This window comes from Ideonella alba, from assembly GCF_018069845.1.
GTDB classification, from domain to species: domain Bacteria; phylum Pseudomonadota; class Gammaproteobacteria; order Burkholderiales; family Burkholderiaceae_C; genus Ideonella; species Ideonella alba.
In genome coordinates, this window is sequence record NZ_JAGQDD010000003.1 from 296,190 (window position 1) to 317,220 (window position 21,031).

At 65.7% G+C, this 21,031-nt stretch carries 33 protein-coding genes; all 33 read right to left on the minus strand.

All coding sequences use genetic code 11. The features are described from left to right. Positions 1-37: 37 nt before the first annotated feature. The 33 genes from dsbD to fusA all read right to left on the minus strand — a co-directional run bounded on the left by dsbD (position 38) and on the right by fusA (position 20,998). On the minus strand, positions 38-1,870 hold the full coding sequence (dsbD, locus tag KAK03_RS07125; protein ID WP_247660976.1) for a protein-disulfide reductase DsbD: 1,833 nt from the start codon (positions 1,868-1,870) through the stop codon (positions 38-40). A gap of 95 nt (positions 1,871-1,965) precedes the next feature. Beyond that, positions 1,966-2,361 carry a 50S ribosomal protein L17 gene (gene rplQ / locus KAK03_RS07130; protein WP_210801669.1) on the minus strand — a complete coding sequence of 132 codons (396 nt, stop codon included), beginning with the start codon at positions 2,359-2,361 and terminating at the stop codon, positions 1,966-1,968. A gap of 119 nt (positions 2,362-2,480) precedes the next feature. After that, complete coding sequence (locus KAK03_RS07135) at positions 2,481-3,473, minus strand: DNA-directed RNA polymerase subunit alpha (protein ID WP_210852822.1); 993 nt, start codon at positions 3,471-3,473, stop codon at positions 2,481-2,483. A 159-nt stretch (positions 3,474-3,632) separates the two neighbouring features. After that, positions 3,633-4,256 (minus strand): 30S ribosomal protein S4, encoded by a 624-nt coding sequence (gene rpsD / locus KAK03_RS07140; RefSeq protein WP_210801671.1) that lies wholly within the window; start codon positions 4,254-4,256, stop codon positions 3,633-3,635. Positions 4,257-4,468: 212 nt separating this feature from the next. Continuing rightward, positions 4,469-4,873 (minus strand): 30S ribosomal protein S11, encoded by a 405-nt coding sequence (gene rpsK / locus KAK03_RS07145; RefSeq protein ID WP_210852824.1) that lies wholly within the window; start codon positions 4,871-4,873, stop codon positions 4,469-4,471. A 23-nt stretch (positions 4,874-4,896) separates the two neighbouring features. Further along, positions 4,897-5,262 carry a 30S ribosomal protein S13 gene (rpsM, locus tag KAK03_RS07150; RefSeq protein WP_210801673.1) on the minus strand — a complete coding sequence of 122 codons (366 nt, stop codon included), beginning with the start codon at positions 5,260-5,262 and terminating at the stop codon, positions 4,897-4,899. A 32-nt stretch (positions 5,263-5,294) separates the two neighbouring features. Then, positions 5,295-5,408: a 50S ribosomal protein L36 gene (gene rpmJ / locus KAK03_RS07155; protein WP_210852826.1), complete on the minus strand. Its 114-nt coding sequence runs from the start codon at positions 5,406-5,408 to the stop codon at positions 5,295-5,297. A gap of 37 nt (positions 5,409-5,445) precedes the next feature. Next, complete coding sequence (infA, locus tag KAK03_RS07160) at positions 5,446-5,664, minus strand: translation initiation factor IF-1 (RefSeq protein ID WP_210801675.1); 219 nt, start codon at positions 5,662-5,664, stop codon at positions 5,446-5,448. A gap of 40 nt (positions 5,665-5,704) precedes the next feature. Beyond that, positions 5,705-7,015 (minus strand): preprotein translocase subunit SecY, encoded by a 1,311-nt coding sequence (gene secY, locus KAK03_RS07165; protein ID WP_210852828.1) that lies wholly within the window; start codon positions 7,013-7,015, stop codon positions 5,705-5,707. Between the two features lie 29 nt (positions 7,016-7,044). Beyond that, positions 7,045-7,476, minus strand: a complete 432-nt coding sequence (rplO, locus tag KAK03_RS07170; protein ID WP_210852829.1) for a 50S ribosomal protein L15 — start codon at positions 7,474-7,476, stop codon at positions 7,045-7,047. A gap of 30 nt (positions 7,477-7,506) precedes the next feature. Then, entirely contained in the window at positions 7,507-7,692 is a 186-nt protein-coding gene (rpmD, locus tag KAK03_RS07175) for a 50S ribosomal protein L30 (RefSeq protein ID WP_210801678.1), read from the minus strand. A 20-nt stretch (positions 7,693-7,712) separates the two neighbouring features. Next, positions 7,713-8,231, minus strand: coding sequence for a 30S ribosomal protein S5 (gene rpsE / locus KAK03_RS07180; RefSeq protein WP_210852831.1), 519 nt, complete (start codon positions 8,229-8,231; stop codon positions 7,713-7,715). Positions 8,232-8,255: 24 nt separating this feature from the next. Further along, positions 8,256-8,615 (minus strand): 50S ribosomal protein L18, encoded by a 360-nt coding sequence (gene rplR, locus KAK03_RS07185; protein WP_210852833.1) that lies wholly within the window; start codon positions 8,613-8,615, stop codon positions 8,256-8,258. Between the two features lie 11 nt (positions 8,616-8,626). Next, positions 8,627-9,160, minus strand: coding sequence for a 50S ribosomal protein L6 (rplF, locus tag KAK03_RS07190; protein WP_210852835.1), 534 nt, complete (start codon positions 9,158-9,160; stop codon positions 8,627-8,629). A gap of 15 nt (positions 9,161-9,175) precedes the next feature. Next, a complete protein-coding gene (rpsH, locus tag KAK03_RS07195; RefSeq protein WP_210852837.1) occupies positions 9,176-9,571 on the minus strand; it encodes a 30S ribosomal protein S8 in 396 nt (131 codons plus the stop codon). Between the two features lie 24 nt (positions 9,572-9,595). Further along, positions 9,596-9,901 carry a 30S ribosomal protein S14 gene (rpsN, locus tag KAK03_RS07200; RefSeq protein ID WP_210801683.1) on the minus strand — a complete coding sequence of 102 codons (306 nt, stop codon included), beginning with the start codon at positions 9,899-9,901 and terminating at the stop codon, positions 9,596-9,598. A gap of 8 nt (positions 9,902-9,909) precedes the next feature. Further along, entirely contained in the window at positions 9,910-10,449 is a 540-nt protein-coding gene (gene rplE, locus KAK03_RS07205; protein WP_210801722.1) for a 50S ribosomal protein L5, read from the minus strand. A 42-nt stretch (positions 10,450-10,491) separates the two neighbouring features. After that, positions 10,492-10,809 (minus strand): 50S ribosomal protein L24, encoded by a 318-nt coding sequence (rplX, locus tag KAK03_RS07210; protein WP_210852839.1) that lies wholly within the window; start codon positions 10,807-10,809, stop codon positions 10,492-10,494. Between the two features lie 28 nt (positions 10,810-10,837). Next, positions 10,838-11,206, minus strand: coding sequence for a 50S ribosomal protein L14 (rplN, locus tag KAK03_RS07215; protein ID WP_119156770.1), 369 nt, complete (start codon positions 11,204-11,206; stop codon positions 10,838-10,840). 254 nt (positions 11,207-11,460) lie between these two features. Next, a complete protein-coding gene (locus tag KAK03_RS07220; protein WP_210852841.1) occupies positions 11,461-11,976 on the minus strand; it encodes a peroxiredoxin in 516 nt (171 codons plus the stop codon). 135 nt (positions 11,977-12,111) lie between these two features. Continuing rightward, the gene (gene rpsQ, locus KAK03_RS07225; protein ID WP_210801686.1) at positions 12,112-12,387 is read right to left on the minus strand and encodes a 30S ribosomal protein S17; all 276 of its coding nucleotides are present in this window, start codon (positions 12,385-12,387) and stop codon (positions 12,112-12,114) included. Further along, positions 12,384-12,584, minus strand: a complete 201-nt coding sequence (rpmC, locus tag KAK03_RS07230; protein ID WP_210801687.1) for a 50S ribosomal protein L29 — start codon at positions 12,582-12,584, stop codon at positions 12,384-12,386. Before rpmC ends, rpsQ begins: the two co-directional genes overlap by 4 nt. A 14-nt stretch (positions 12,585-12,598) precedes the next feature. Beyond that, positions 12,599-13,015, minus strand: a complete 417-nt coding sequence (rplP, locus tag KAK03_RS07235; RefSeq protein ID WP_210852843.1) for a 50S ribosomal protein L16 — start codon at positions 13,013-13,015, stop codon at positions 12,599-12,601. A 2-nt stretch (positions 13,016-13,017) separates the two neighbouring features. Then, the gene (rpsC, locus tag KAK03_RS07240) at positions 13,018-13,872 is read right to left on the minus strand and encodes a 30S ribosomal protein S3 (protein WP_210801689.1); all 855 of its coding nucleotides are present in this window, start codon (positions 13,870-13,872) and stop codon (positions 13,018-13,020) included. Positions 13,873-13,880: 8 nt separating this feature from the next. Next, positions 13,881-14,210, minus strand: coding sequence for a 50S ribosomal protein L22 (rplV, locus tag KAK03_RS07245; protein ID WP_210852845.1), 330 nt, complete (start codon positions 14,208-14,210; stop codon positions 13,881-13,883). Positions 14,211-14,222: 12 nt separating this feature from the next. Then, positions 14,223-14,498 (minus strand): 30S ribosomal protein S19, encoded by a 276-nt coding sequence (rpsS, locus tag KAK03_RS07250; RefSeq protein ID WP_210801691.1) that lies wholly within the window; start codon positions 14,496-14,498, stop codon positions 14,223-14,225. A 10-nt stretch (positions 14,499-14,508) separates the two neighbouring features. Continuing rightward, complete coding sequence (gene rplB, locus KAK03_RS07255; protein ID WP_210801692.1) at positions 14,509-15,333, minus strand: 50S ribosomal protein L2; 825 nt, start codon at positions 15,331-15,333, stop codon at positions 14,509-14,511. 3 nt (positions 15,334-15,336) lie between these two features. After that, positions 15,337-15,648 carry a 50S ribosomal protein L23 gene (gene rplW / locus KAK03_RS07260; protein WP_210801693.1) on the minus strand — a complete coding sequence of 104 codons (312 nt, stop codon included), beginning with the start codon at positions 15,646-15,648 and terminating at the stop codon, positions 15,337-15,339. Beyond that, positions 15,645-16,265: a 50S ribosomal protein L4 gene (rplD, locus tag KAK03_RS07265; protein ID WP_210852847.1), complete on the minus strand. Its 621-nt coding sequence runs from the start codon at positions 16,263-16,265 to the stop codon at positions 15,645-15,647. Before rplD ends, rplW begins: the two co-directional genes overlap by 4 nt. Continuing rightward, complete coding sequence (gene rplC / locus KAK03_RS07270; RefSeq protein ID WP_210852849.1) at positions 16,265-16,936, minus strand: 50S ribosomal protein L3; 672 nt, start codon at positions 16,934-16,936, stop codon at positions 16,265-16,267. Before rplC ends, rplD begins: the two co-directional genes overlap by 1 nt. Before the next feature lie 234 nt (positions 16,937-17,170). Next, a complete protein-coding gene (rpsJ, locus tag KAK03_RS07275) occupies positions 17,171-17,482 on the minus strand; it encodes a 30S ribosomal protein S10 (protein ID WP_210801696.1) in 312 nt (103 codons plus the stop codon). 10 nt (positions 17,483-17,492) lie between these two features. After that, complete coding sequence (gene tuf / locus KAK03_RS07280; protein WP_210801697.1) at positions 17,493-18,683, minus strand: elongation factor Tu; 1,191 nt, start codon at positions 18,681-18,683, stop codon at positions 17,493-17,495. A gap of 212 nt (positions 18,684-18,895) precedes the next feature. Further along, entirely contained in the window at positions 18,896-20,998 is a 2,103-nt protein-coding gene (gene fusA, locus KAK03_RS07285) for an elongation factor G (RefSeq protein WP_210852869.1), read from the minus strand. Positions 20,999-21,031 lie beyond the last annotated feature (33 nt).

Genomic DNA, 21,031 nt, shown 5'->3' on the forward strand with positions numbered 1-21,031 from the left:
GGATTCGCGCGCATCGTCCAGCAGCGTGTGCAGATCGTCAGAGGCCGGCGCGCTGCAACGTCGCGTTGAAGCGCTGCGCGTCCTCGAAGCCGACGACGCGCAGGCCGTTCATCTCGCGCCCCTGGGCGTCGAAGAAGATGGTGCCGGGCGGGCCGAACAGGTTGAAGCGCTTGAGCAGCGCGCGGTCGTCGGCGCTGTTGGCGGTGACGTCGGCCTTCAGCAGCAGCGCGCCGGCCAGGCGCTGGCGCACCGCGGCATCGGTGAAGGTGAAGCGCTCCATCTCCTTGCAGCTGACGCACCAGTCGGCGTAGAAGTCCAGCATCACCGGCCGGCCGGCGCTGGCCAGCGCGGCGTCGAGTTCGGCCACGCTGCGCACCGGCTGCCAGGGCAGTGTGCTGGCCGCGACAGCGCCACCACCCGTGAAATGGCCCAGTGGCTGCAGCGGATCACGGCCGCCCGAAGCGGCCCCCACCAGCTGCGAGACGCCGAGCGTCAAGGCCGCGATGCCGGCCGCACGCTGCACCCACACGCGCGGCGCGTGGCTGTGCGGATGGTTGTCGAAGGGGCGCAGCATGAAGCCGGTGACCAGCAGTAGCGCGCCCCAGCCAGCCAGCACCGCCCAGGCCGGCAGCACCGGCTGCACGATGTACAGCGCGGTGGCCAGCAGCAGCAGGCCGAAGAAGTGCTTGACCGCGTGCATCCAGGCACCCGAGCGCGGCAGCCAGGCGCCCGCCGAGGCGCCCAGCGCCAGCAGCGGCACGCTCATGCCGCAGGCCAGCGCAAACAGCGCGCTGCCGGCCAGCACCACGTCGCGGCTCTGGCTCAGGAAGACCAGCGCCCCGGCCAGTGGCGCGCTGACACAGGGGCTGACGATCAGCGCCGACAGGCCGCCCATCAGGAACACGCCGACGAAGCGCCCGCCCGGCAGCTGCGCCGACACGCCGTGCAGGTGGTTGTGCAGCGCACTGGGCAGGCGCAGCTCGTAGACGTCGAACATCGCCAGCGAGAAAGCCACCAGCAGCGCGGCGAAGCTGGCCAGCACCCAGGGTTTTTGCAGCGCCGCGGCCAGGCCCTCGCCGGCCAGGCCGGCGGCCACGCCCAGCGCGGTGTAGACCATCGCCATGCCCAGCGAGTAGGCCACGGCCAGGCCGAAGCTGCGGCCGCGCGAGACCTGCCCCTGGCCCGCGATCACCGACGACAGGATGGGCAGCATCGGCAGCACGCAGGGCGTGAAGGCCAGCAGCAGGCCCATCACGAAGAAGGCGCCCACCGTCGTCCACCAGTTGCCGTCGCGCAGCACGCGCTCGATGCGCGCGGTGTCGCCCTGGGCCTCGGGTGCTGTGGCCTGGGGCGGCGAGGTGGCGGCGCCGGCCAGCAGGCCGCCGGGGCTGGCCGCGGGCGTGGCGCTGGCCTCGTCGGTCAGCAGGCGCGCGCTGCCATCGCCACCGAACCCGGTCAGCGAGACCTGCACGCGGCGGGTGTCGGGCGGGTAGCACAGGCCGGCGTCGGCGCAGCCCTGCGAGGTGACCTCCAGCACGAAGGGACCGCTGGCCGCGCGCACCGGCAGGCGCACCGTCAGCGCGCCGCGGTAGGTCTCGACCTCCTTCTGGAAGGTCTCGTCGAACTTGACCTTGCCCTTGGGCAGCTCGAGCTCGCCCAGCGTGGTGCCATCCGCCGCGACGAACTTGAAGCGCTCGCGGTAGAGGTAGTAGCCGTCGGCGATGTCAAAGCGCAGCTGCGCCGCATCGGGCCCGGCGGCCTCGGCCGAAAGCTTGAAAGCCTGGTCGGGCTCGAGGAAGTCGGCCGCACGGGCGAACAGCGATGCGCCCAGGGCGATCAGCAGCAGCGTGAAGAGGCGGAACAGGCGCATGGTCCACATTCTGAGGGGCGCTCGGGGCGGGTGGTTCCCGGCCCATGAAAAAAGGCCCGCACGGGGCGGGCCTTGTTCGCAGGGGCAGCCTTGGATTACTCGGCGGCGGCCTCGGCGGGGGCGTCGGCCACCTCGGGGCGATCCACCAGCTCGACGAAGGCCATCGGGGCGTTGTCGCCGACGCGGAAGCCCATCTTCAGGATGCGGGTGTAGCCGCCCGGACGGGCGTTGTAGCGCTTGCCCAGGTCGTTGAACAGCTTGGTGACGACGTCACGGTCGCGCAGGCGGGCGAAGGCCAGGCGGCGGTTGGCCACGCTGTCGATCTTGGCCAGGGTGATCAGCGGCTCGACGACGCGGCGCAGTTCCTTGGCCTTGGGCAGGGTGGTCTTGATGGCTTCGTGCGTGAGCAGCGAGACCGACATGTTGCGCAGCATCGCGGCGCGGTGCTCGGAGGTGCGGTTCAGCTTGCGAAGGCCGTTACGGTGGCGCATGGTGCTTTCCTTTCGTTATGGAACCCCGGCCGGACAAGGTACCGGGGTGTGCACGTCAGCCCGAAGGCTGGTGGTGTTGTGCCGGCGCCCCGGGTGGAGCGGCCGGCGGGTTCAATGGATCAGCGCTTGTCCAGGCCCTGGGGCGGCCAGTGCTCGAGGCGCGAGCCCAGGGTCAGGCCGCGCGAGGCGAGCACTTCCTTGATCTCGTTGAGCGACTTGCGGCCCAGGTTCGGGGTCTTGAGCAGCTCGGTCTCGGTGCGCTGGATCAGGTCGCCGATGTAGTAGATGTTCTCGGCCTTCAGGCAGTTGGCCGAGCGCACGGTCAGCTCGAGCTCGTCGACCGGACGCAGCAGGATCGGGTCGATCGGGCCGGCCGGCTTGTCGCCGGTGGCGATCGGGCTGCCGAACTCGGCGCCGGCATCCAGCTGGGCGAAGACCGCCAGCTGCTCGACCAGGATCTTGGCCGAGGCGCGGATGGCTTCCTCGGGCGAGATCGCGCCGTTGGTCTCGATCTCCATGACCAGCTTGTCGAGGTCGGTGCGCTGCTCGACGCGGGCGTTCTCGACCGCGTAGCTCACGCGCTTGACCGGCGAGAAGGAGGCGTCTAGCACGATGCGGCCGATCGACTTGGTCGGCTCGTCGCCGAAGCGGCGCAGGTTGCCCGGCACGTAGCCGCGGCCCTTCTCGACCTTGATCTGCATGTCGAGCTTGCCACCCTGGGCCAGGTTGGCGATGACATGGTTCTTGTTGACGATCTCGACGTCGTGCGGCGTCTGGATGTCGTTGGCGGTGACCGGGCCTTCGCCCTCCTTGCGCAGGACCAGGGTGACTTCGTCGCGGTTGAGCAGACGGAAGACCACGCCCTTGAGGTTCAGCATGATGTGCACCACGTCCTCGGCGACACCGTCGATCGTGGAGTACTCGTGGAGCACGCCGGCGATGGTGACCTCGGTCGGTGCGTAACCCACCATCGACGACAGCAGCACGCGACGCAGCGCGTTGCCCAGCGTGTGACCGTAGCCGCGCTCGAAGGGCTCGAGCGTGACCTTGGCGCGGTGGCCGCCCAGCGGCTCCGCAACGATGGCTTTGGGTTTCAGCAGATTGGTTTGCATGTAAGTCCTGTTCCTCTCAATACCCTCGGCTCGTTACACCGATAAGGCTGGCGGACCACGCCGGAAGCGATGTCGACCGCTGCGGAACCGGCATACCGCAGCGGCAGTGGCCGCCACGCGCTGCCCCGCAACGGGACGGCGCGCCGCGGCCGGTATTCATCAGCGCGAATACAGTTCGACGATCAGCGACTCGTTGATCTCGGCGCCGAATTCGTCGCGGTCGGGGGCCTTCTTGAAGGTGCCCTCGAGCTTGGTGGCGTCCACCGACACCCAGGCCGGCAGGCCGATCGACTCGGCCAGCTTCAGCGAGTCGGCGATGCGCAGCTGCTTCTTGGCCTTTTCGCGCACGGCGATCACGTCACCGGCCTTGACCTGGTACGACGGGATGTTGACGACGATGCCGTTGACCGTCAGGGCCTTGTGCGAGACCAGCTGGCGGGCTTCCGCGCGGGTCGAGCCGAAGCCCATGCGGTAGACGACGTTGTCCAGACGCGATTCCAGCAGCTGCAGCAGGTTCACGCCGGTCGAGCCCTTGCGGCGATCGGCTTCGGCGAAGTAGCGGCGGAACTGGCGCTCGAGCACGCCGTACATGCGCTTGACCTTCTGCTTCTCGCGCAGCTGCAGACCGAAGTCGGAGGTGCGGGCGCCGGAGGTGCGGCCATGCTGGCCCGGCTTGGATTCGAACTTGGCCTTGTCGCTGATGGCGCGGCGGGCGCTCTTCAGGAACAGGTCGGTGCCTTCACGGCGGGAGAGTTTGGCCTTGGGGCCGAGGTAACGTGCCACGGTGTTGTCCTTCGTTGGTCGGTCTGACGCATCCGAGCCACGGCGGTGAGCCGTGACGATGCGCGAGTCTGTGGCCGGGGCACGGGGCCCGCGGGGCGACAGACGGTGGGCTTGGAGTCAAAATGGCCGACGCATGGCTAACGCCATCGCCGGCATGCGGGAAAACTCTTCATTGTAGCAGGCCCGCGGCGAACCGGGGCCTGCAGCGCGCCTTAGATGCGGCGGCGCTTCTGCGGACGGCAGCCGTTGTGCGGAACCGGCGTGACGTCGGAGATCGAGTTGATGCGGATGCCCAGCGAAGCCAGGGCACGCACCGACGACTCGCGACCGGGGCCCGGGCCCTTGATGCGCACGTCCAGGTTCTTGATGCCCTGTTCCTGCGCGGCACGGCCGGCGTTCTCGGCAGCGACCTGGGCAGCGAACGGGGTCGACTTGCGCGAACCCTTGAAGCCCTGGCCACCCGACGAGGCCCACGACAGGGCGCCGCCCTGGCGGTCGGTGATGGTGATGATGGTGTTGTTGAACGAGGCGTGCACGTGAGCGATGCCATCCGCGACGTTCTTGCGGATCTTCTTGCTCACGCGGCGGGCCGCGTTGTTGGCAGGGGACTTGGCCATGTCTTGGTCTTCCTACGGAGGGCTTACTTCTTCAGCGCGGCGGCACCCTTGCGCGGGCCCTTGCGGGTACGGGCATTGGTGCGGGTGCGCTGGCCGCGCATCGGCAGGCCGCGGCGGTGACGGAAGCCGCGGTAGCAGCCCAGGTCCATCAGGCGCTTGATGTTCATCGAGGTCTCGCGACGCAGGTCGCCCTCGATGGTCAGCTTGCCCACCTCTTCCCGGATCTTCTCCAGGTCGCCGTCGGTCAGGTCCTTGATCTTCTTGGAGAAGGGGATGCCCACCGCTTCGCAGATCTTCTGCGCGGTCGTGCGGCCGATACCGAAGATGTAGGTCAGGCCGATTTCCGCGTGCTTCTGCGGCGGAATGTTGATACCAGCAATACGTGCCATGGTGCTTCCTTGGATTCCTCAGCCGCCGGGGATCAGCCCTGGCGCTGCTTGTGACGCGGGTCGGTGCAGATCACGCGCACGATGCCGTTGCGCCGGATGATCTTGCAGTTGCGGCACATCTTCTTGACCGATGCCGAGACTTTCATCGTCTTCTCCTTGACGGGTTCAAGCGCTCTTGAACGTTTACTTTGCGCGGAAAACGATCCGAGCGCGACTCAAATCGTAGGGCGTCAGCTCGACTGTCACCTTGTCGCCGGGGAGGATGCGGATGTAGTGCATGCGCATCTTGCCGGAGATGTGTCCGAGGACCACGTGCCCATTGTCCAGCTTCACGCGGAAGGTGGCGTTGGGCAGGTTCTCGAGGATCTCCCCCTGCATCTGGATGACGTCGTCTTTCGCCATGGAAATGCGTTGACGGGCTGTGTTGCGGACCTCTGGCTCTTCAGCTCGCCTTGAAATTGGCCTTCTTCAGCAGCGACTCGTACTGATGACTCATCACGTACGACTGCACCTGGGCCCAGAAGTCCATCGTGACGACCACGATGATCAGCAGGCTCGTGCCACCGAAGTAGAACGGAACGCTGTACTTGAGCTGCAGGAATTCCGGCAGCAGGCAGACCAGCGTGATGTACACGGCACCGGCCAGCGTCAGGCGGGCCAGGATCTTGTCGATGTGGCGCGCGGTCTGCTCGCCCGGCCGGATGCCAGGGATGAACGCGCCGCTCTTCTTCAGGTTGTCGGCGGTCTCGCGGCTGTTGAACACCAGCGCCGTGTAGAAGAAGCAGAAGAACACGATCATCGCGGCGTACAGCATCACGTAGATCGGCTGACCCGGCTGCAGCGTGCCCGAGATGTCCTTCAGCCAGCGCATGTCGTCGCCGGTGGCGAACCAGCCGACCACCGTGGCGGGCAGCAGGATGATCGACGAGGCGAAGATCGGCGGGATCACGCCCGACATGTTCAGCTTCAGCGGCAGGTGCGAGGACTGGCCGCCATACACCTTGTTGCCGACCTGGCGCTTGGCGTAGTTGACCAGGATCTTGCGCTGACCCCGCTCGACGAACACCACGACGTAGGTGACGATGCCGACCAGGGCGATCACGAACAGCGCCACGATGATGCTCATCGCACCGGTGCGCACCAGCTCGAACAGGCCGCCGATGGCGTTGGGCAGACCGGCCGCGATGCCCGAGAAGATCAGGATCGAGATGCCGTTGCCCAGACCGCGCTCGGTGATCTGCTCACCCAGCCACATCAGGAACATCGTGCCGGCCACCAGGCTGACCACTGCGGTCATGCGGAAGCCGAAGCCCGGGTTCAGCACCAGACCGGCCGAGCCTTCCAGCGCCAGGGCGATGCCCAGCGACTGGAAAATCGCCAGGCCCAGCGTGCCGTAGCGGGTGTACTGGGTGATCTTGCGACGGCCGGACTCGCCTTCCTTCTTCAGGGCCTCGAGGCTGGGCACCACATAGGTCATCAGCTGCATGATGATCGACGCCGAGATGTACGGCGTGATCCCCAGTGCGAAGACCGCGAAGCGCGACATCGCGCCACCCGAGAACATGTTGAACAGGTTCAGGATGCCGCCCTGCTGACCCTCGAAGAGGGCCTGCAGCTGCTGCGGGTTGATGCCCGGCACGGGGATATGCGCCCCGATGCGGTACACCACCAGCGCCAGCAAGAGGAAGACCAGCCGGCGATTGAGATCGCCGAACTTGCCTGTCTTGGCCAGCTGAGTCGGAGAGGTTGCCACGAGCGTGGGTGTCCTTCAGCGCGTGCCGATCAGCCCAGCGTGCCGCCGGCGGCTTCGATCGCGGCCTTCGCGCCGGCGGTGGCACCGATGCCCTTGAGGGACACCTTGGCGCTCAGCTCGCCCGACTTGATGACCTTGACGTTCTTCGCCAGCTGGGGCACCAGGCCGGCCGCCTTCAGGGTCGACACGTCGACCTCGGCAGCGCCCAGGGCTTGCAGCTCGGAGAGCGTGACTTCGGCGTTGTACTTCAGCGAGGCCGACTTGAAGCCACGCTTGGGCAGACGACGCTGCAGCGGCATCTGGCCGCCTTCGAAGCCGACCTTGTGGTAGCCGCCCGCACGGGACTTCTGGCCCTTGTGGCCACGGCCGGCGGTCTTGCCCAGGCCCGAGCCGATGCCACGGCCGACGCGACGCTTGGCATGCTTGGAACCGGTGGCCGGCTGGATGGTGTTGAGTTGCATGGTGCTTTTCCTGTCGATCAGGCGCGGTGCTTACAGCACCTGGACCAGGTAGGAAATCTTGTTGATCATGCCGCGAACCGCCGGGGTGTCTTCCAGGGTGCGCTGGCTGTTGAGCTTGCCCAGGCCCAGGCCACGCACGGTGGCGCGGTGGGATTCCTTGCAGCCGATCGGGCTCTTGACCAGCTTGACCGTGAGGGTCTTCTTGGCGTCAGTCATGTTGGCTCCTGCTGGGCTGATCAGTTGAAGATCTCTTCAACCGACTTGCCGCGCTTGGCAGCGATCTCGGCCGGGGTCGACACGTTCTTCAGCGCGTCGAGCGTGGCACGGACCATGTTGTAGGCGTTCGAGGTGCCGTGGCTCTTGGCGACGATGTCGGTGATGCCCAGCACTTCGAAGACGGCGCGCATCGGGCCGCCGGCGATGATGCCGGTACCGGCCGGCGCGGGCATCATCAGCACGCGGGCGGCACCATGGTGGCCCTTGACCACATGGTGGATCGTGCCGTTCTTCAGCGGCACCTTGACCATGTTGCGGCGGGCCGAATCCATGGCCTTCTGCACCGACACCGGCACTTCCTTGGCCTTGCCCTTGCCCATGCCGACGCGGCCGTCGCCGTCGCCGACCACGGTCAGCGCCGCGAAGCTCAGCGTGCGACCACCCTTGACGACCTTGGTGACGCGGTTGACCGCGATCATCTTTTCCTTCAGGCCGTCGTCATTGCCTTCAGTCTGGGCGCGGGGAGTGAACTTTGCCATTTTCAGGTTTCCTTTTCGCGCAGATCAGAACTGCAGGCCGGCTTCGCGAGCGGCTTCGGCCAGGGCCTTGACACGGCCGTGGTAGGCGAAGCCCGCACGGTCGAAAGCCACCTTGTCGACGCCAGCGGCCTTGGCCTTCTCGGCGATGCGCTTGCCCACCAGGGCCGCGGCTTCGGTGTTGCCACCCTTGCCCGACAGTTCGGTGCGCACGTCCTTCTCGGCGGTCGAGGCCGAGGCCAGGACCTTGCTGCCGCAGCCGGAGATGACCGAGGCGTAGATGTGCAGATTCGAGCGGAAGACGGTCAGGCGCGCGACGCCCTGCGTGGCGATGCGCTCGCGGGTCTGGCGCGAACGACGCAGGCGCTGCTCTTTCTTGTTCAGCATGGTGTCGCTCCTTACTTCTTCTTGGTCTCTTTGATGACCACGCGCTCGTCGGCATAGCGGATGCCCTTGCCCTTGTAGGGCTCGGGCGGCCGGATGGCGCGCACTTCGGCGGCGAGCTGGCCCACCACCTGGCGGTCAGCACCCTTGATGACGATTTCGGTGGGCGTCGCGGTGGTCACGGTGATGCCGGCGGGCATTTCCTTGACAACCGGATGCGAGAAACCGATCTGCAGGTTCAGCTTCTGGCCCTGGGCCTGGGCACGGAAGCCCACGCCGACCAGGTTCAGCTTCTTCTCGAAGCCCTTGCTGACGCCGTTGACCATGTTGGCCAGCAGCGCACGCATGGTGCCGCTCATGGCGTTCGCTTCGGCCGAATCGTTGGCCGGAGCGACCGACAGCACGGCGCCTTCCTGCTTCACGGTGACCAGGCCGTTGCCGGCGCGCACCAGGGTGCCCTGGGCGCCCTTGATGGTGATCTGGTCAGCAGCGATCTTGACGTCCACGCCTTGCGGGACGGTGATCGGCATTTTTCCAACGCGGGACATTGCTCGACTCCTCCCTTAGGCCACGTAGCACAGCACTTCGCCGCCGACGCCGGCAGCGCGCGCCTTGCGATCGGTCATCACGCCCTTGGGGGTCGTGACGATCGCCACGCCCAGGCCGTTCATGACCTGGGGGATGGCATCGCGGCCACGGTAGATGCGCAGGCCGGGGCGGCTCACGCGCTCGATGCGCTCGATCACGGGACGGCCGGCGTAGTACTTCAGGCCGATCTCGAGCTCGCTCTTGCCGCTCTCGCTCTTGACAGCGAAAGCGTCGATGTAGCCTTCATCCTTCAGGACCTGGGCAATCGCCACCTTCAGCTTCGAGGCGGGCATCGTCACCGACGCCTTCTCGACCGCCTGGGCATTGCGAATGCGGGTCAGCATGTCGGCGATGGGATCACTCATGCTCATGGTGTTATCTCCTTCTCGCCTTGATTACCAGCTGGCCTTGATCACGCCGGGGATGTCGCCCTTGAAGGCGAGATCGCGGATCTTGGAGCGGGCCAGACCGAACTTGCGGAACGTGCCGCGAGGACGACCGGTCAGCTCGCAGCGGGCGCGCTGGCGGGTCGGGTTGGCGTTGCGGGGCAGCTTCTGCAGCTCGAGGCGCGCGGCGTAGCGCTCTTCCTCGGACTTCTTGGCGTTGTCGATGATGGCCTTCAGCTCGGCGTACTTCTTCGCGTACTTGGCGACAAGCTTGGCGCGCTTTTCTTCGCGCTGGATCAGGGAAACCTTAGCCACGTGTCACCTCAGTTCTTGAACGGGAAGCGGAAGGCGGCGAGGAGCGCCTTGCACTCGTCGTCGGTCTTCGCGGTGGTCGTGAAGGAGATGTTCATGCCACGGATCGCGTCGATCTTGTCGTACTCGATTTCCGGGAAGATGATCTGTTCCTTGACGCCGATGTTGTAGTTGCCACGGCCATCGAACGAACGACCCGAGATGCCGCGGAAGTCGCGCACGCGCGGCAGGGCCACGGTGACGAAGCGGTCCAGGAATTCGTACATGCGGGCACCGCGCAGGGTGACCATGCAGCCGATGGGCACGCCGTCACGGATCTTGAAACCCGCGATGGCCTTGCGGCTCTTGGTGACCACGGGCTTCTGGCCGGCGATCTTGGTCAGGTCGCCGACGGCGTTGTCCATGACCTTCTTGTCGGCCACGGCCTCGCCCACACCCATGTTGAGCGTGATCTTGGTCAGACGCGGCACTTCCATCACCGACTTGTAGCCGAACTTGGCCATCATGTCGGGGACGACTTTTTCCTGGTAGAAGGCCTGCAGTCGGGCGATGACGGCGGCTTGTTGCTGTTGACTCATGCTGGATACCCCGCCTTAAGCCTTGATCTCTTCGCCGCTGGACTTGAAGACGCGCACGCGCTTGCCATCGGCCAGGGTCTTGATGCCCACGCGATCGGCCTTGCCGGCGGCGGCATTCCAGATCGCCACGTTGGATTGATGGATCGGCATGGTCTTGTCGATCACGCCACCGGTGGTGCCCTTGAGCGGGTTCGGCTTGACGTGCTTCTTGACCATGTTGACGCCCTCGACGACCACATGGTCGGCGTCAACGCGCAGCGACACGGTGCCGCGCTTGCCCTTGTCACGGCCGGTCAGGACCACGACCTGGTCGCCCTTGCGAATCTTGTTCATCGCGTTTCCTCTTGTGGGTGCGAAGCGCTTACAGCACCTCGGGCGCCAGCGACACGATCTTCATGAAGCGCTCGGAGCGCAGTTCGCGCGTCACCGGGCCGAAGATGCGGGTGCCGATCGGCTCCAGCTTGTTGTTCAGCAGGACGGCGGCGTTGCCGTCGAACTTGACGAGCGAGCCATCCTGGCGGCGCACACCCTTGGCGGTGCGCACGACGACGGCGCTGTAGACCTCGCCCTTCTTGACGCGGCCACGGGGAGCAGCTTCCTTGATGCTCACCTTGATGATGTCGCCGATACCGGCGTAGCGGCGCTTGGAGCCGCCCAGCACCTTGATGCACATGACGGACTTCGCGCCCGTGTTGTCCGCGACGTCGAGCCGCGATTGCATTTGGATCATGTCAATGTCCCCAACTTGCTCCCGCGGCGCCCACACCCCCTTGGCGTAGGCTGTCGCGGTCAGTATTGGGCCCGTCTGGCTCCGGGCACCTCTTGCGAAGGCGCCCTCGACCGATTGGGCAGAAAACCGCCACGTCGCGCCCTTGCGTCCTTGTCGAGCTTGAAGTCGACAACGGCAAGGCCACGCCATTGCGGCGAAGCTGTCTATTATGCTGGCTTTCCCGAGGCCGTGTCAACAGCCCCGGGCGAGATTTTTCAGCGGGCCAGCTGCTGCGCCTGCTTCAGCAGGGTGGCGGCGTCGCTGACCTCGAACTGGCCAGGGCCTTCCACATTGAGCGTGCGCACCACGCCGTCGACCACCAGGGCCGAGTAGCGGTTGCTGCGCAGACCCAGGCCGCGGGCGCTGAGGTCCAGCGTCAGGCCGGTGGCGCGGGCGAAATCGGCCGAGCCGTCGGCCATCATGCGGACCTTGCCGCCGGTCTTCTGGTCGCGGCCCCAGGCGCCCATCACGAAGGCGTCGTTGACCGACACGCACCAGATCTCGTCGACACCGGCCGCCTTGAGCTGGTCGTGCAGCTCCACGTAGCCGGGCACATGCTTGGCCGAGCAGGTGGGCGTGTAGGCGCCAGGCAGCGCGAACAGCGCGATGGTCTTGCCGGCGGTGGCCTTCTCGATGTCGAAGGCGTTGGGGCCCAGGCTGCAGCCATTGCCCTCGACCTCGATGAACTCGTACAGCGTGCCGCCGGGCAGCTTGTCGCCAACCTGGATCATGGGGAGCTCTCCTTCTTGTTGTGGGAACGGCCAGGCCCGGGAAATGAAGAAAGCCGCTGGGCCGGATTCTTCCAGCGCAGCGGCTTCGGTCACGCGGGGGGTCGCGAAGACCCCACCTGCGGGACGGTCAGGCGATCAGACCAGGCGGGCCTTCTCGACCAGGCGGGTCACGACCCAGTTCTTGGTCTTGGACAGCGGACGCGACTCGGAGATCTCGACGGTGTCACCCATCTTGTATTCGCCGTTCTCGTCATGCGCGTGGTACTTGCGCGACTCGCCGACGATCTTGCCGTACAGCGGGTGCTTGACGCGACGCTCGACCAGGACGGTGACCGTCTTGGCGCGCTTGTCGCTGACCACGCGACCGATCAGGGTGCGCTGGACCTTGGTGGTGGCTTGGGCTTCGCTCACTTCGCGGCTCCCTTCTTCTTCTCGGCCAGGATGGTCTTGGCACGGGCGATGTCACGGCGGACATTGCCCAGCTGGGCGGTGTTGCCCAGCTGTTGCGTGCCCTTTTGCATGCGCAGACCGAAGTGCGCCTTCAGGAGGTCGGAGACTTCCTTCTCGAGCGCGGCCACGTCCTTGGTACGCAGTTCAGATGCTTTCATGTGCTGTCCTTTTCTCAGGCGCCGATCTGGCGCGCCACGAAGGTGCAGCGCAGCGGCAGCTTGGCGGCAGCCAGCGTGAAGGCTTCACGGGCCAGCGCCTCGGGGACGCCGTTGACTTCGTAGAGCACCTTGCCGGGCACGATCTCGGCCACGTAGTACTCCGGGTTGCCCTTGCCGTTACCCATGCGGACCTCGGCAGGCTTCTGCGAGATCGGCTTGTCCGGGAAGATGCGGATGAAGATGCGGCCACCGCGCTTGATGTGACGCGAGATGGCACGACGTGCCGCCTCAATCTGGCGCGCGGTGATGCGGCCACGCTCGGTGGCCTTCAGACCAAAGTCGCCGAAGGACACGCTGGCGCCACGGGTGGCGACGCCAGTGTTACGGCCCTTCTGCTCCTTGCGGTACTTGCGACGTGCGGGTTGCAGCATGCTTATTCTCCTTTGCCTTCACCGGCGGCGGGCGTCTTGCGCACGCGCTTCACGCCGGGGGTGGCGGCGGCACCGGCGCCAGCCTCGGCCGGCTTGTCGCCAGCGGCAGCGCGCGGAGCACGGTCACCGGGGCGGCCACGGCCGGCCGGGGCGCCCGGGCGGGCGTTGCGGCGCGGGCGGCGGTCGTCCTCGGCACCGGCCGGGGTGTTGATGGTGGGCGCCTCGCCGTTGGCCAGGCGGTCACCGCGGTAGACCCACACCTTCACGCCGATCACGCCGTAGGTCGTCTTGGCTTCGGAGAAGCCATAGTCGATGTCGGCCTTCAGGGTGTGAAGGGGCACGCGGCCTTCGCGGTACCACTCGGTACGGGCGATTTCAATGCCGTTCAGGCGGCCGGCGGACATGATCTTGATGCCCTGGGCGCCCAGGCGCATCGCGTTCTGCATCGCGCGCTTCATGGCGCGGCGGAACATGATGCGCTTTTCCAGCTGCTGGGTGATCGAGTCGGCGATCAGCTGAGCATCGACTTCAGGCTTGCGCACTTCCTCGATGTTCACGGCCACCGGCACGCCCAGACGCTTGGTCAGTTCGGCCTTCAGGTTCTCGATGTCCTCGCCCTTCTTGCCGATCACCACGCCCGGACGGGCGGAGTAGATCGTGATGCGGGCGTTCTTGGCAGGACGCTCGATCAGGATGCGCGAGACGGCGGCGTTCTTCAGCTTGGCCTTGAGGTACTCGCGCACATCCAGGTCTTCGGCCAGCATGCCGGCGAAGTTGCGGCTGTTCGCGTACCAGCGCGACGCCCAGGCACGGGTGACGGGCAGGCGGAAGCCGGTCGGGTGGATTTTCTGTCCCATGGTCTTCCTCAGTTCCCCACGGTCACGTAGATGTGGCAGGTCGGCTTGCTGATGCGGTTGCCGCGACCCTTGGCGCGCGCGGCGAAACGCTTGAGCGTGGCGCCCTGCTCGACATAGATCGAGGTGACCTTCAGGTCGTCGATGTCAGCGCCGTCGTTGTGCTCGGCGTTGGCGATGGCGCTTTCCAGCGCCTTCTTGACGATGCCGGCGGCCTTCTTCTGGGTGAAGGTCAGGATGTTCAGGGCTTGATCCACCTTCTTGCCGCGGACCATGTCCGCCACCAGGCGGCCCTTGTCAACGGAGAGGCGGACGCCACGGACGATTGCTTTGGTTTCCATCGTCGTGTTCCTTTACTTCTTGGCCTTCTTGTCCGCGGGGTGACCCTTGAACGTGCGGGTCAGCGCGAACTCGCCCAGCTTGTGGCCGACCATCTGGTCGGTCACATACACCGGAACGTGCTGCTTGCCGTTGTGCACGGCAATGGTCAGGCCGATGAAGTCGGGCAGGATGGTCGAGCGACGCGACCAGGTCTTGATCGGCTTCTTGTCCTTGGTGGTCACGGCCTTGTCGACCTTGGCCACCAGGTGATGGTCCACGAACGGACCCTTCTTGAGTGAACGTGCCATGGTCCAGCCCTTACTTCTTGCGACGCGAGACGATGAAGGTCTGCGTGCGCTTGTTGTTGCGAGTGCGGTAGCCCTTCGTCAGGGTGTTCCACGGCGACACCGGCACCTGGCCTTCGCCGGTGCGGCCTTCGCCACCACCGTGCGGGTGGTCGACCGGGTTCATCGCGGTACCACGCACGGTCGGGCGGATGCCCTGCCAACGGATCGCACCGGCCTTGCCGTACTGGCGCAGGTTGTGCTCTTCGTTGCTGACCTCACCGATGGTGGCGCGGCAGTCGATGTGGATCTTGCGCACTTCACCCGAGCGCAGGCGGACCTGAGCGTAGGTGCCTTCGCGGGCCATCAGCGTCACCGAGGTGCCGGCCGAGCGGCAGATCTGCGCGCCCTTGCCCGGCAGCATCTCGACGCAGTGGATGGTCGAGCCCACGGGGATGTTGCGGATCGGCAGCGTGTTGCCAGCCTTGATCGGGGCCTCGGCACCGCTCAGGATGGTGGCACCGACTTCCAGACCGCGCGGGGCGATGATGTAGCGGCGCTCGCCATCGGCGTAGCAGACCAGCGCGATGTGGGCGGTGCGGTTCGGGTCGTACTCGATGCGCTCGACCTTCGCCGGAATGCCGTCCTTGTTGCGCTTGAAGTCGACGACGCGGTAGTGGTGCTTGTGACCACCACCCTTGTGGCGCATCGTGATGTGGCCGTTGTTGTTGCGGCCCGACTTCTGCTTCTGCGGCTCCAGCAGCGACGCTTCAGGAGCGCCCTTGTGCAGGTGCTTGTGAACGACCTTGACGACGGCGCGGCGGCCCGGCGAGGTCGGTTTGACTTTGACGACTGCCATGATTTACGCGGCCTCCCCGGAGAAGTTGAGCTCCTGGCCGGCCTTCAGCGAGACATACGCCTTCTTGACGTGGTCGCGACGGCCGATCGAGCGACCGAAGCGCTTGACCTTGCCCTTGACGTTGACGACGTTCACCGCCTCGACCTCGACCTTGAACAGCAGCTCGACTGCGGCCTTGATCTCGGGCTTGGTGGCGTCGCGCAGGACCTTGAACATCACCTGGTTGTGCTTCTCGCCCACCGAGGTGGCCTTCTCGGAGATCACCGGGGCGACCAGCACCTGGGCCAGACGGCCCTCGTTGAACTTGGTGCTCATGCGAACATCTCCTTGAGCTGTTCGATCGCGCCCTTGGTCACCAGCACCTTCTTGTAGAAGACCAGCGACAGCGGATCGGCGTAGCGCGGCTCGACCACCAGCACGTTGGCCAGATTGCGCGAGGCCAGCGCCAGGTTGTCGTCCACGTTGTCGGAAATGACCATCACCGAGTCCAGGCCCATGGCCTTGAACTTGGAGGCCAGCAGCTTGGTCTTGGGCGCCTCGATGGTCAGCGAATCGACCACCGCGATGCGGCCGTCACGGGCCAGCTGCGAGAAGATGGTGGCCATCGCGGCGCGGTACATCTTCTTGTTGACCTTCTGCGAGAAGTTCTCGTCCGGCGTGTTCGGGAAGATCCGACCACCCCCGCGCCACAGCGGCGACGAGGTCATACCGGCGCGAGCGCGGCCGGTGCCCTTCTGACGGAACGGCTTCTTCGTCGAGTGGTGAACCTCGCGACGGGTCAGCTGCTTGCGGGTGCCTTGACGGGCGTTCGCCTGGTAGGCGACCACGACCTGGTGGACCAGGGCTTCGTTGTAGTCGCGGGCGAACACGGTGTCAGGTGCGTCCACCTTGGAGGTGGCCTGCCCTTGTTCGTTCAGGAGCTCGAGTTGCATCAGTTGGCTCCCTTCTTGACCTTGACCTTGACGGCGGGACGCACGGTCACGAAGCCGTTCTTGGCGCCCGGCACCGCGCCACGCACCAGCAGCAGCTGGCGGGCTTCATCGATGCGGACGATGTCCAGGTTCTGGGTGGTGACGGTCTCGTCGCCCATGTGGCCGGTCATCTTCTTGCCCGGGAACACACGGCCCGGATCCTGCGCCATCGAGATGGAGCCCGGGACATTGTGCGAACGGCTGTTGCCGTGCGAGGCGCGCTGCGAACCGAAGTTGTGGCGCTTGATCGTGCCGGCGTAGCCCTTGCCGATCGAGGTGCCCTGCACGTCGACCTTCTGGCCGGCGGCGAACAGCGTGACGGGCACGGTGGCACCGGCCTTGTATTCGGCGGCCACGGTGGCGTCGACGCGGAATTCCTTCAGGACTTCACCGGCTTCGACACCCGCCTTGGCGAGGTGGCCGGCTTCCGGCTTGGTCACGCGCGATGCCTTGCGCGTGCCGAACGCCACTTGGAGGGCGCTGTAGCCGTCGGTCTCGACGGTCTTGACCTGGGTGACGCGGTTGTTGGACACATCCAGCACGGTCACGGGGATGGCGTCGCCATCGTCCGTGAACACGCGCATCATGCCCACCTTGCGGCCCAGCAAACCGAGACGGTTGCTCAGACTCATGGTTCTTCTCCGCTCCACTGAAGGAGCTGGGTTTTCACATCCCCGACAACGATTGGCCGGGCTGACGGTGCCATCTGACTCTTCACTCCAACGCCGCCTGTCGGCACCGCAGTTCTGAAAAGTGATGACGCGAAGGCGACCACGAATGGCCGCCTTTCGCAAAAGATGGCGAGTATAACCAGCCCCGGACTAACCCGCAAGTAGGCCTGCGGGCGCCCGGCGCCGGTCAGTGGCTCACTGGAGCTTGATCTCCACGTCCACACCGGCCGGCAGGTCGAGCTTCATCAGGGCATCGACGGTCTTGTCGGTCGGGTCGACGATGTCCATCAGGCGCTGGTGCGTGCGGATCTCGAACTGGTCGCGGCTGGTCTTGTTGACGTGCGGCGAGCGCAGGATGTCGAAACGCTGCATGCGGGTCGGCAGGGGCACCGGGCCCTTGACGATCGCGCCGGTGCGCTTGGCGGTGTCGACGATTTCCAGAGCCGATTGGTCGATCAGCTTGTAGTCGAAGGCCTTGAGGCGGATGCGGATCTTTTGCTTGGACATGGTCCGCCCCTTATTCAATGATCTTGGCCACGACGCCGGCGCCGACGGTGCGGCCGCCTTCACGGATGGCGAAGCGCAGGCCTTCTTCCATCGCGATCGGGGCGATCAGCTTGACGGTGATGCTGACGTTGTCGCCCGGCATGACCATTTCCTTGTCCTTCGGCAGCTCCACCGCGCCGGTCACGTCCGTCGTGCGGAAGTAGAACTGCGGGCGATAGTTGTTGAAGAACGGGGTGTGGCGGCCGCCCTCTTCCTTGCTCAGCACGTACACCTCGGCGGTGAAGTGGGTGTGCGGCTTGATCGAGCCGGGCTTGCACAGCACCTGGCCGCGCTCGACTTCTTCACGCTTGGTGCCGCGCAGCAGGATGCCGACGTTGTCGCCCGCCTGGCCCTGGTCCAGCAGCTTGCGGAACATTTCCACGCCGGTGCAGGTGGTCTTCTGGGTCGGCTTGATACCGACGATCTCGATTTCCTCGCCGACCTTGACGATGCCGCGCTCGACGCGACCGGTCACCACGGTGCCGCGGCCCGAGATCGAGAACACGTCTTCGACAGGCATCAGGAAGGTGCCGTCCACGGCGCGCTCGGGCGTCGGGATGTAGCTGTCCAGCGCGTCGGCCAGGCGGAAGATCGCCTGCTCGCCCAGGTCACCGGTGTCGCCTTCGATGGCCAGCTTGGCCGAGCCCTTGATGATCGGGGTGTCGTCGCCCGGGAAGTCGTACTTGCTGAGCAGCTCGCGCACTTCCATCTCGACCAGCTCGAGCAACTCGGCGTCGTCGACCATGTCGCACTTGTTCAGGAAGACGATGATGTAGGGCACGCCCACCTGACGCGCCAGCAGGATGTGCTCGCGGGTCTGGGGCATCGGGCCGTCAGCGGCCGAGCACACCAGGATCGCGCCGTCCATCTGGGCGGCGCCGGTGATCATGTTCTTCACATAGTCGGCGTGGCCCGGGCAGTCGACGTGCGCGTAGTGGCGGTTGGCCGTCTCGTACTCGACGTGCGCGGTGTTGATCGTGATGCCGCGTGCCTTCTCTTCCGGCGCCGCATCGATCTGGTCGTAGGCCTTGGCCTCGCCACCGAACTTCTTGGCCAGGATCGTCGTGATCGCCGCCGTCAGCGTCGTCTTGCCATGGTCCACGTGACCAATCGTGCCCACGTTCACGTGCGGCTTGGTCCGTTCAAACTTGCCTTTTGCCATTTCTCAGATCTCCAGGTAAAGAGCAGCGCCCGTGTCGGTTTAACGTCTCCAGCACTGGCCGCCACGGGCAGCAGGCCAACCCCGTCGTGAGGGGTGCTGAAGACCTGAAAGGAGAACCAACCCATCCGGCGGCAACCGCGGAACCGGCTTTGCCGGGCCGCTGGTTGCGCCCCCTTGAGGGGGAGCGGCGGCAGCCGCTCCGGGGGTGGGTGTTACTTCGAGCGCGCGGTGATGATCGCGTCGGCCACGTTCTTCGGAGCTTCGCTGTAGTGCTTGAACTCCATCGTGTACGTGGCGCGGCCTTGCGACATCGAGCGCAGCGTGGTCGAGTAGCCGAACATCTCGGACAGCGGGACCTCGGCCTTGATGATCTTGCCGCCGCCGACCATGTCGTCCATGCCCTGGACCATGCCGCGGCGGGACGACAGGTCGCCCATCACCGAGCCGGCGTAGTCTTCCGGGGTCTCGACTTCCACGGCCATCATCGGCTCCAGGATCACCGGGCTGGCGCGGCGCATGGCTTCCTTGAAGCCCATCGACGCGGCCATCTTGAACGCGTTTTCGTTCGAGTCCACTTCGTGGTACGAGCCGAAGGTCAGCGTGACCTTGACGTCGACCACCGGGAAGCCCGCCAGCACGCCGTTGGGCAGGGTGTCGATGACGCCCTTCTCGACCGCCGGGATGAACTCGCGCGGCACCACGCCACCCTTGATCGCGTCGACGAACTCGAAGCCCTTGCCGGCTTCCTGAGGATCGATCGTGAACACCACGTGACCGTACTGGCCCTTGCCGCCCGACTGGCGGACGAACTTGCCTTCGACGTCGGTGGCCGACTTGCGGATGGTCTCGCGGTACGCGACCTGCGGCTTGCCCACGTTGGCTTCCACGCCGAACTCGCGCTTCATGCGGTCGACGATGATTTCCAGGTGCAGCTCGCCCATGCCCGAGATGATGGTCTGGCCCGATTCCTCGTCGGTGCGGACGCGGAACGAGGGGTCTTCGGCAGCCAGACGGCCCAGCGCGATGCCCATCTTTTCCTGGTCGGCCTTGGTCTTCGGTTCCACGGCCTGCGAGATCACCGGCTCGGGGAAGACCATCTTTTCCAGCGTGATCACGGCATCCGGATCGCACAGGGTCTCGCCCGTGGTCACTTCCTTCAGGCCCACGCAGGCGGCGATGTCGCCGGCCAGAATTTCCTTGATTTCCTCACGCTGGTTGGCGTGCATCTGCAGGATCCGGCCGATACGCTCCTTCTTGCCCTTGATCGGGTTGTAGACGGTCGAGCCGGAGGTCAGCACGCCCGAGTACACGCGAACGAAGGTCAGCTGGCCGACGAACGGGTCGGTCATCAGCTTGAAGGCCAGCGCGGAGAACTTCTCCTTGTCGTCGGCATTGCGGGTGACCGGCTGGTCGTCCTCGTCGGTGCCGCCGACCGGAGGAATGTCCACCGGGGAAGGCAGGAAGTCGATCACCGCGTCGAGCATGCGCTGCACGCCCTTGTTCTTGAAGGCGGTGCCGCACAGCATCGGCTGGATCTCGGTGGCGATGGTGCGTTGACGGATCGCGCCCTTGATCTCTTCCTCGGTCAGGTCGCCCGTCTCGAGGTACTTGTTCATCAGCTCTTCGGTGGCTTCGGCAGCCGCCTCGACCATCTTCTCGCGCCATTCCTTGGCCTGCTCGGCCAGCTCGGCGGGGATGTCCTCGTACGAGAACTTCATGCCCTGCGAGGCCTCATCCCAGAAGATCGCCTTCATCTTGATGAGGTCGACCACGCCCTTGAAGTTTTCCTCGGCGCCGATGGGGATCACCACGGGCACGGGGTTGGCCTTCAGGCGGGTCTTCATCTGGTCGACGACCTTGAAGAAGTTGGCGCCGGTGCGGTCCATCTTGTTGACGAACGCGAGGCGGGGCACCTTGTACTTGTTGGCCTGGCGCCAGACGGTTTCCGACTGCGGCTGCACGCCACCCACCGCGCAGTACACCATGCAGGCGCCGTCGAGCACGCGCATCGAACGCTCCACCTCGATGGTGAAGTCGACGTGGCCCGGGGTGTCGATGATGTTGAAGCGGTGCTCCGGATAGTTCAGGTCCATGCCCTTCCAGAAGCAGGTGGTCGCGGCGGAGGTGATCGTGATGCCACGCTCCTGCTCCTGCTCCATCCAGTCCATGGTCGCGGCACCGTCGTGCACTTCACCGATCTTGTGGTTCACACCGGTGTAGTACAGGATGCGCTCGGTGGTGGTGGTCTTGCCGGCGTCGATGTGAGCGGAGATACCGATGTTGCGGTAGCGCTCAATGGGGGTCTGACGAGCCATGTGTCACTCCAAATGCCAGAAATGGCGAGGGCC

Excerpts from the sequence above, each read along its gene's own strand:
- dsbD (WP_247660976.1), bottom strand. The coding sequence starts at position 1,870 with ATGCGCCTGTTCCGCCTCTTCACGCTGCTGCTGATCGCCCTGGGCGCA.
- rplQ (WP_210801669.1), bottom strand. The coding sequence starts at position 2,361 with ATGCGCCACCGTAACGGCCTTCGCAAGCTGAACCGCACCTCCGAGCAC.
- KAK03_RS07135 (WP_210852822.1), bottom strand. The coding sequence starts at position 3,473 with ATGCAAACCAATCTGCTGAAACCCAAAGCCATCGTTGCGGAGCCGCTG.
- rpsK (WP_210852824.1), bottom strand. The coding sequence starts at position 4,873 with ATGGCCAAGTCCCCTGCCAACAACGCGGCCCGCCGCGTGAGCAAGAAG.
- rpsM (WP_210801673.1), bottom strand. The coding sequence starts at position 5,262 with ATGGCACGTATTGCTGGTATCAACATTCCGCCGCAGAAGCACGCGGAA.
- rpmJ (WP_210852826.1), bottom strand. The coding sequence starts at position 5,408 with ATGAAAGTCTCGGCATCGGTCAAGAAGATGTGCCGCAACTGCAAGATC.
- infA (WP_210801675.1), bottom strand. The coding sequence starts at position 5,664 with ATGGCGAAAGACGACGTCATCCAGATGCAGGGGGAGATCCTCGAGAAC.
- rplO (WP_210852829.1), bottom strand. The coding sequence starts at position 7,476 with ATGCAACTCAACACCATCCAGCCGGCCACCGGTTCCAAGCATGCCAAG.
- rpmD (WP_210801678.1), bottom strand. The coding sequence starts at position 7,692 with ATGACTGACGCCAAGAAGACCCTCACGGTCAAGCTGGTCAAGAGCCCG.
- rpsE (WP_210852831.1), bottom strand. The coding sequence starts at position 8,231 with ATGGCAAAGTTCACTCCCCGCGCCCAGACTGAAGGCAATGACGACGGC.
- rplR (WP_210852833.1), bottom strand. The coding sequence starts at position 8,615 with ATGCTGAACAAGAAAGAGCAGCGCCTGCGTCGTTCGCGCCAGACCCGC.
- rplF (WP_210852835.1), bottom strand. The coding sequence starts at position 9,160 with ATGTCCCGCGTTGGAAAAATGCCGATCACCGTCCCGCAAGGCGTGGAC.
- rpsH (WP_210852837.1), bottom strand. The coding sequence starts at position 9,571 with ATGAGCATGAGTGATCCCATCGCCGACATGCTGACCCGCATTCGCAAT.
- rplX (WP_210852839.1), bottom strand. The coding sequence starts at position 10,809 with ATGAACAAGATTCGCAAGGGCGACCAGGTCGTGGTCCTGACCGGCCGT.
- rplN (WP_119156770.1), bottom strand. The coding sequence starts at position 11,206 with ATGATCCAAATGCAATCGCGGCTCGACGTCGCGGACAACACGGGCGCG.
- KAK03_RS07220 (WP_210852841.1), bottom strand. The coding sequence starts at position 11,976 with ATGATCCAGGTTGGCGACAAGCTGCCCGGCGGCACGCTGTACGAGTTC.
- rpmC (WP_210801687.1), bottom strand. The coding sequence starts at position 12,584 with ATGAAAGCATCTGAACTGCGTACCAAGGACGTGGCCGCGCTCGAGAAG.
- rplP (WP_210852843.1), bottom strand. The coding sequence starts at position 13,015 with ATGCTGCAACCCGCACGTCGCAAGTACCGCAAGGAGCAGAAGGGCCGT.
- rpsC (WP_210801689.1), bottom strand. The coding sequence starts at position 13,872 with ATGGGACAGAAAATCCACCCGACCGGCTTCCGCCTGCCCGTCACCCGT.
- rplV (WP_210852845.1), bottom strand. The coding sequence starts at position 14,210 with ATGGAAACCAAAGCAATCGTCCGTGGCGTCCGCCTCTCCGTTGACAAG.
- rpsS (WP_210801691.1), bottom strand. The coding sequence starts at position 14,498 with ATGGCACGTTCACTCAAGAAGGGTCCGTTCGTGGACCATCACCTGGTG.
- rplB (WP_210801692.1), bottom strand. The coding sequence starts at position 15,333 with ATGGCAGTCGTCAAAGTCAAACCGACCTCGCCGGGCCGCCGCGCCGTC.
- rplW (WP_210801693.1), bottom strand. The coding sequence starts at position 15,648 with ATGAGCACCAAGTTCAACGAGGGCCGTCTGGCCCAGGTGCTGGTCGCC.
- rplD (WP_210852847.1), bottom strand. The coding sequence starts at position 16,265 with ATGCAACTCGAGCTCCTGAACGAACAAGGGCAGGCCACCTCCAAGGTG.
- rplC (WP_210852849.1), bottom strand. The coding sequence starts at position 16,936 with ATGAGTCTGAGCAACCGTCTCGGTTTGCTGGGCCGCAAGGTGGGCATG.
- rpsJ (WP_210801696.1), bottom strand. The coding sequence starts at position 17,482 with ATGTCCAAGCAAAAGATCCGCATCCGCCTCAAGGCCTTCGACTACAAG.
- tuf (WP_210801697.1), bottom strand. The coding sequence starts at position 18,683 with ATGGCAAAAGGCAAGTTTGAACGGACCAAGCCGCACGTGAACGTGGGC.
- fusA (WP_210852869.1), bottom strand. The coding sequence starts at position 20,998 with ATGGCTCGTCAGACCCCCATTGAGCGCTACCGCAACATCGGTATCTCC.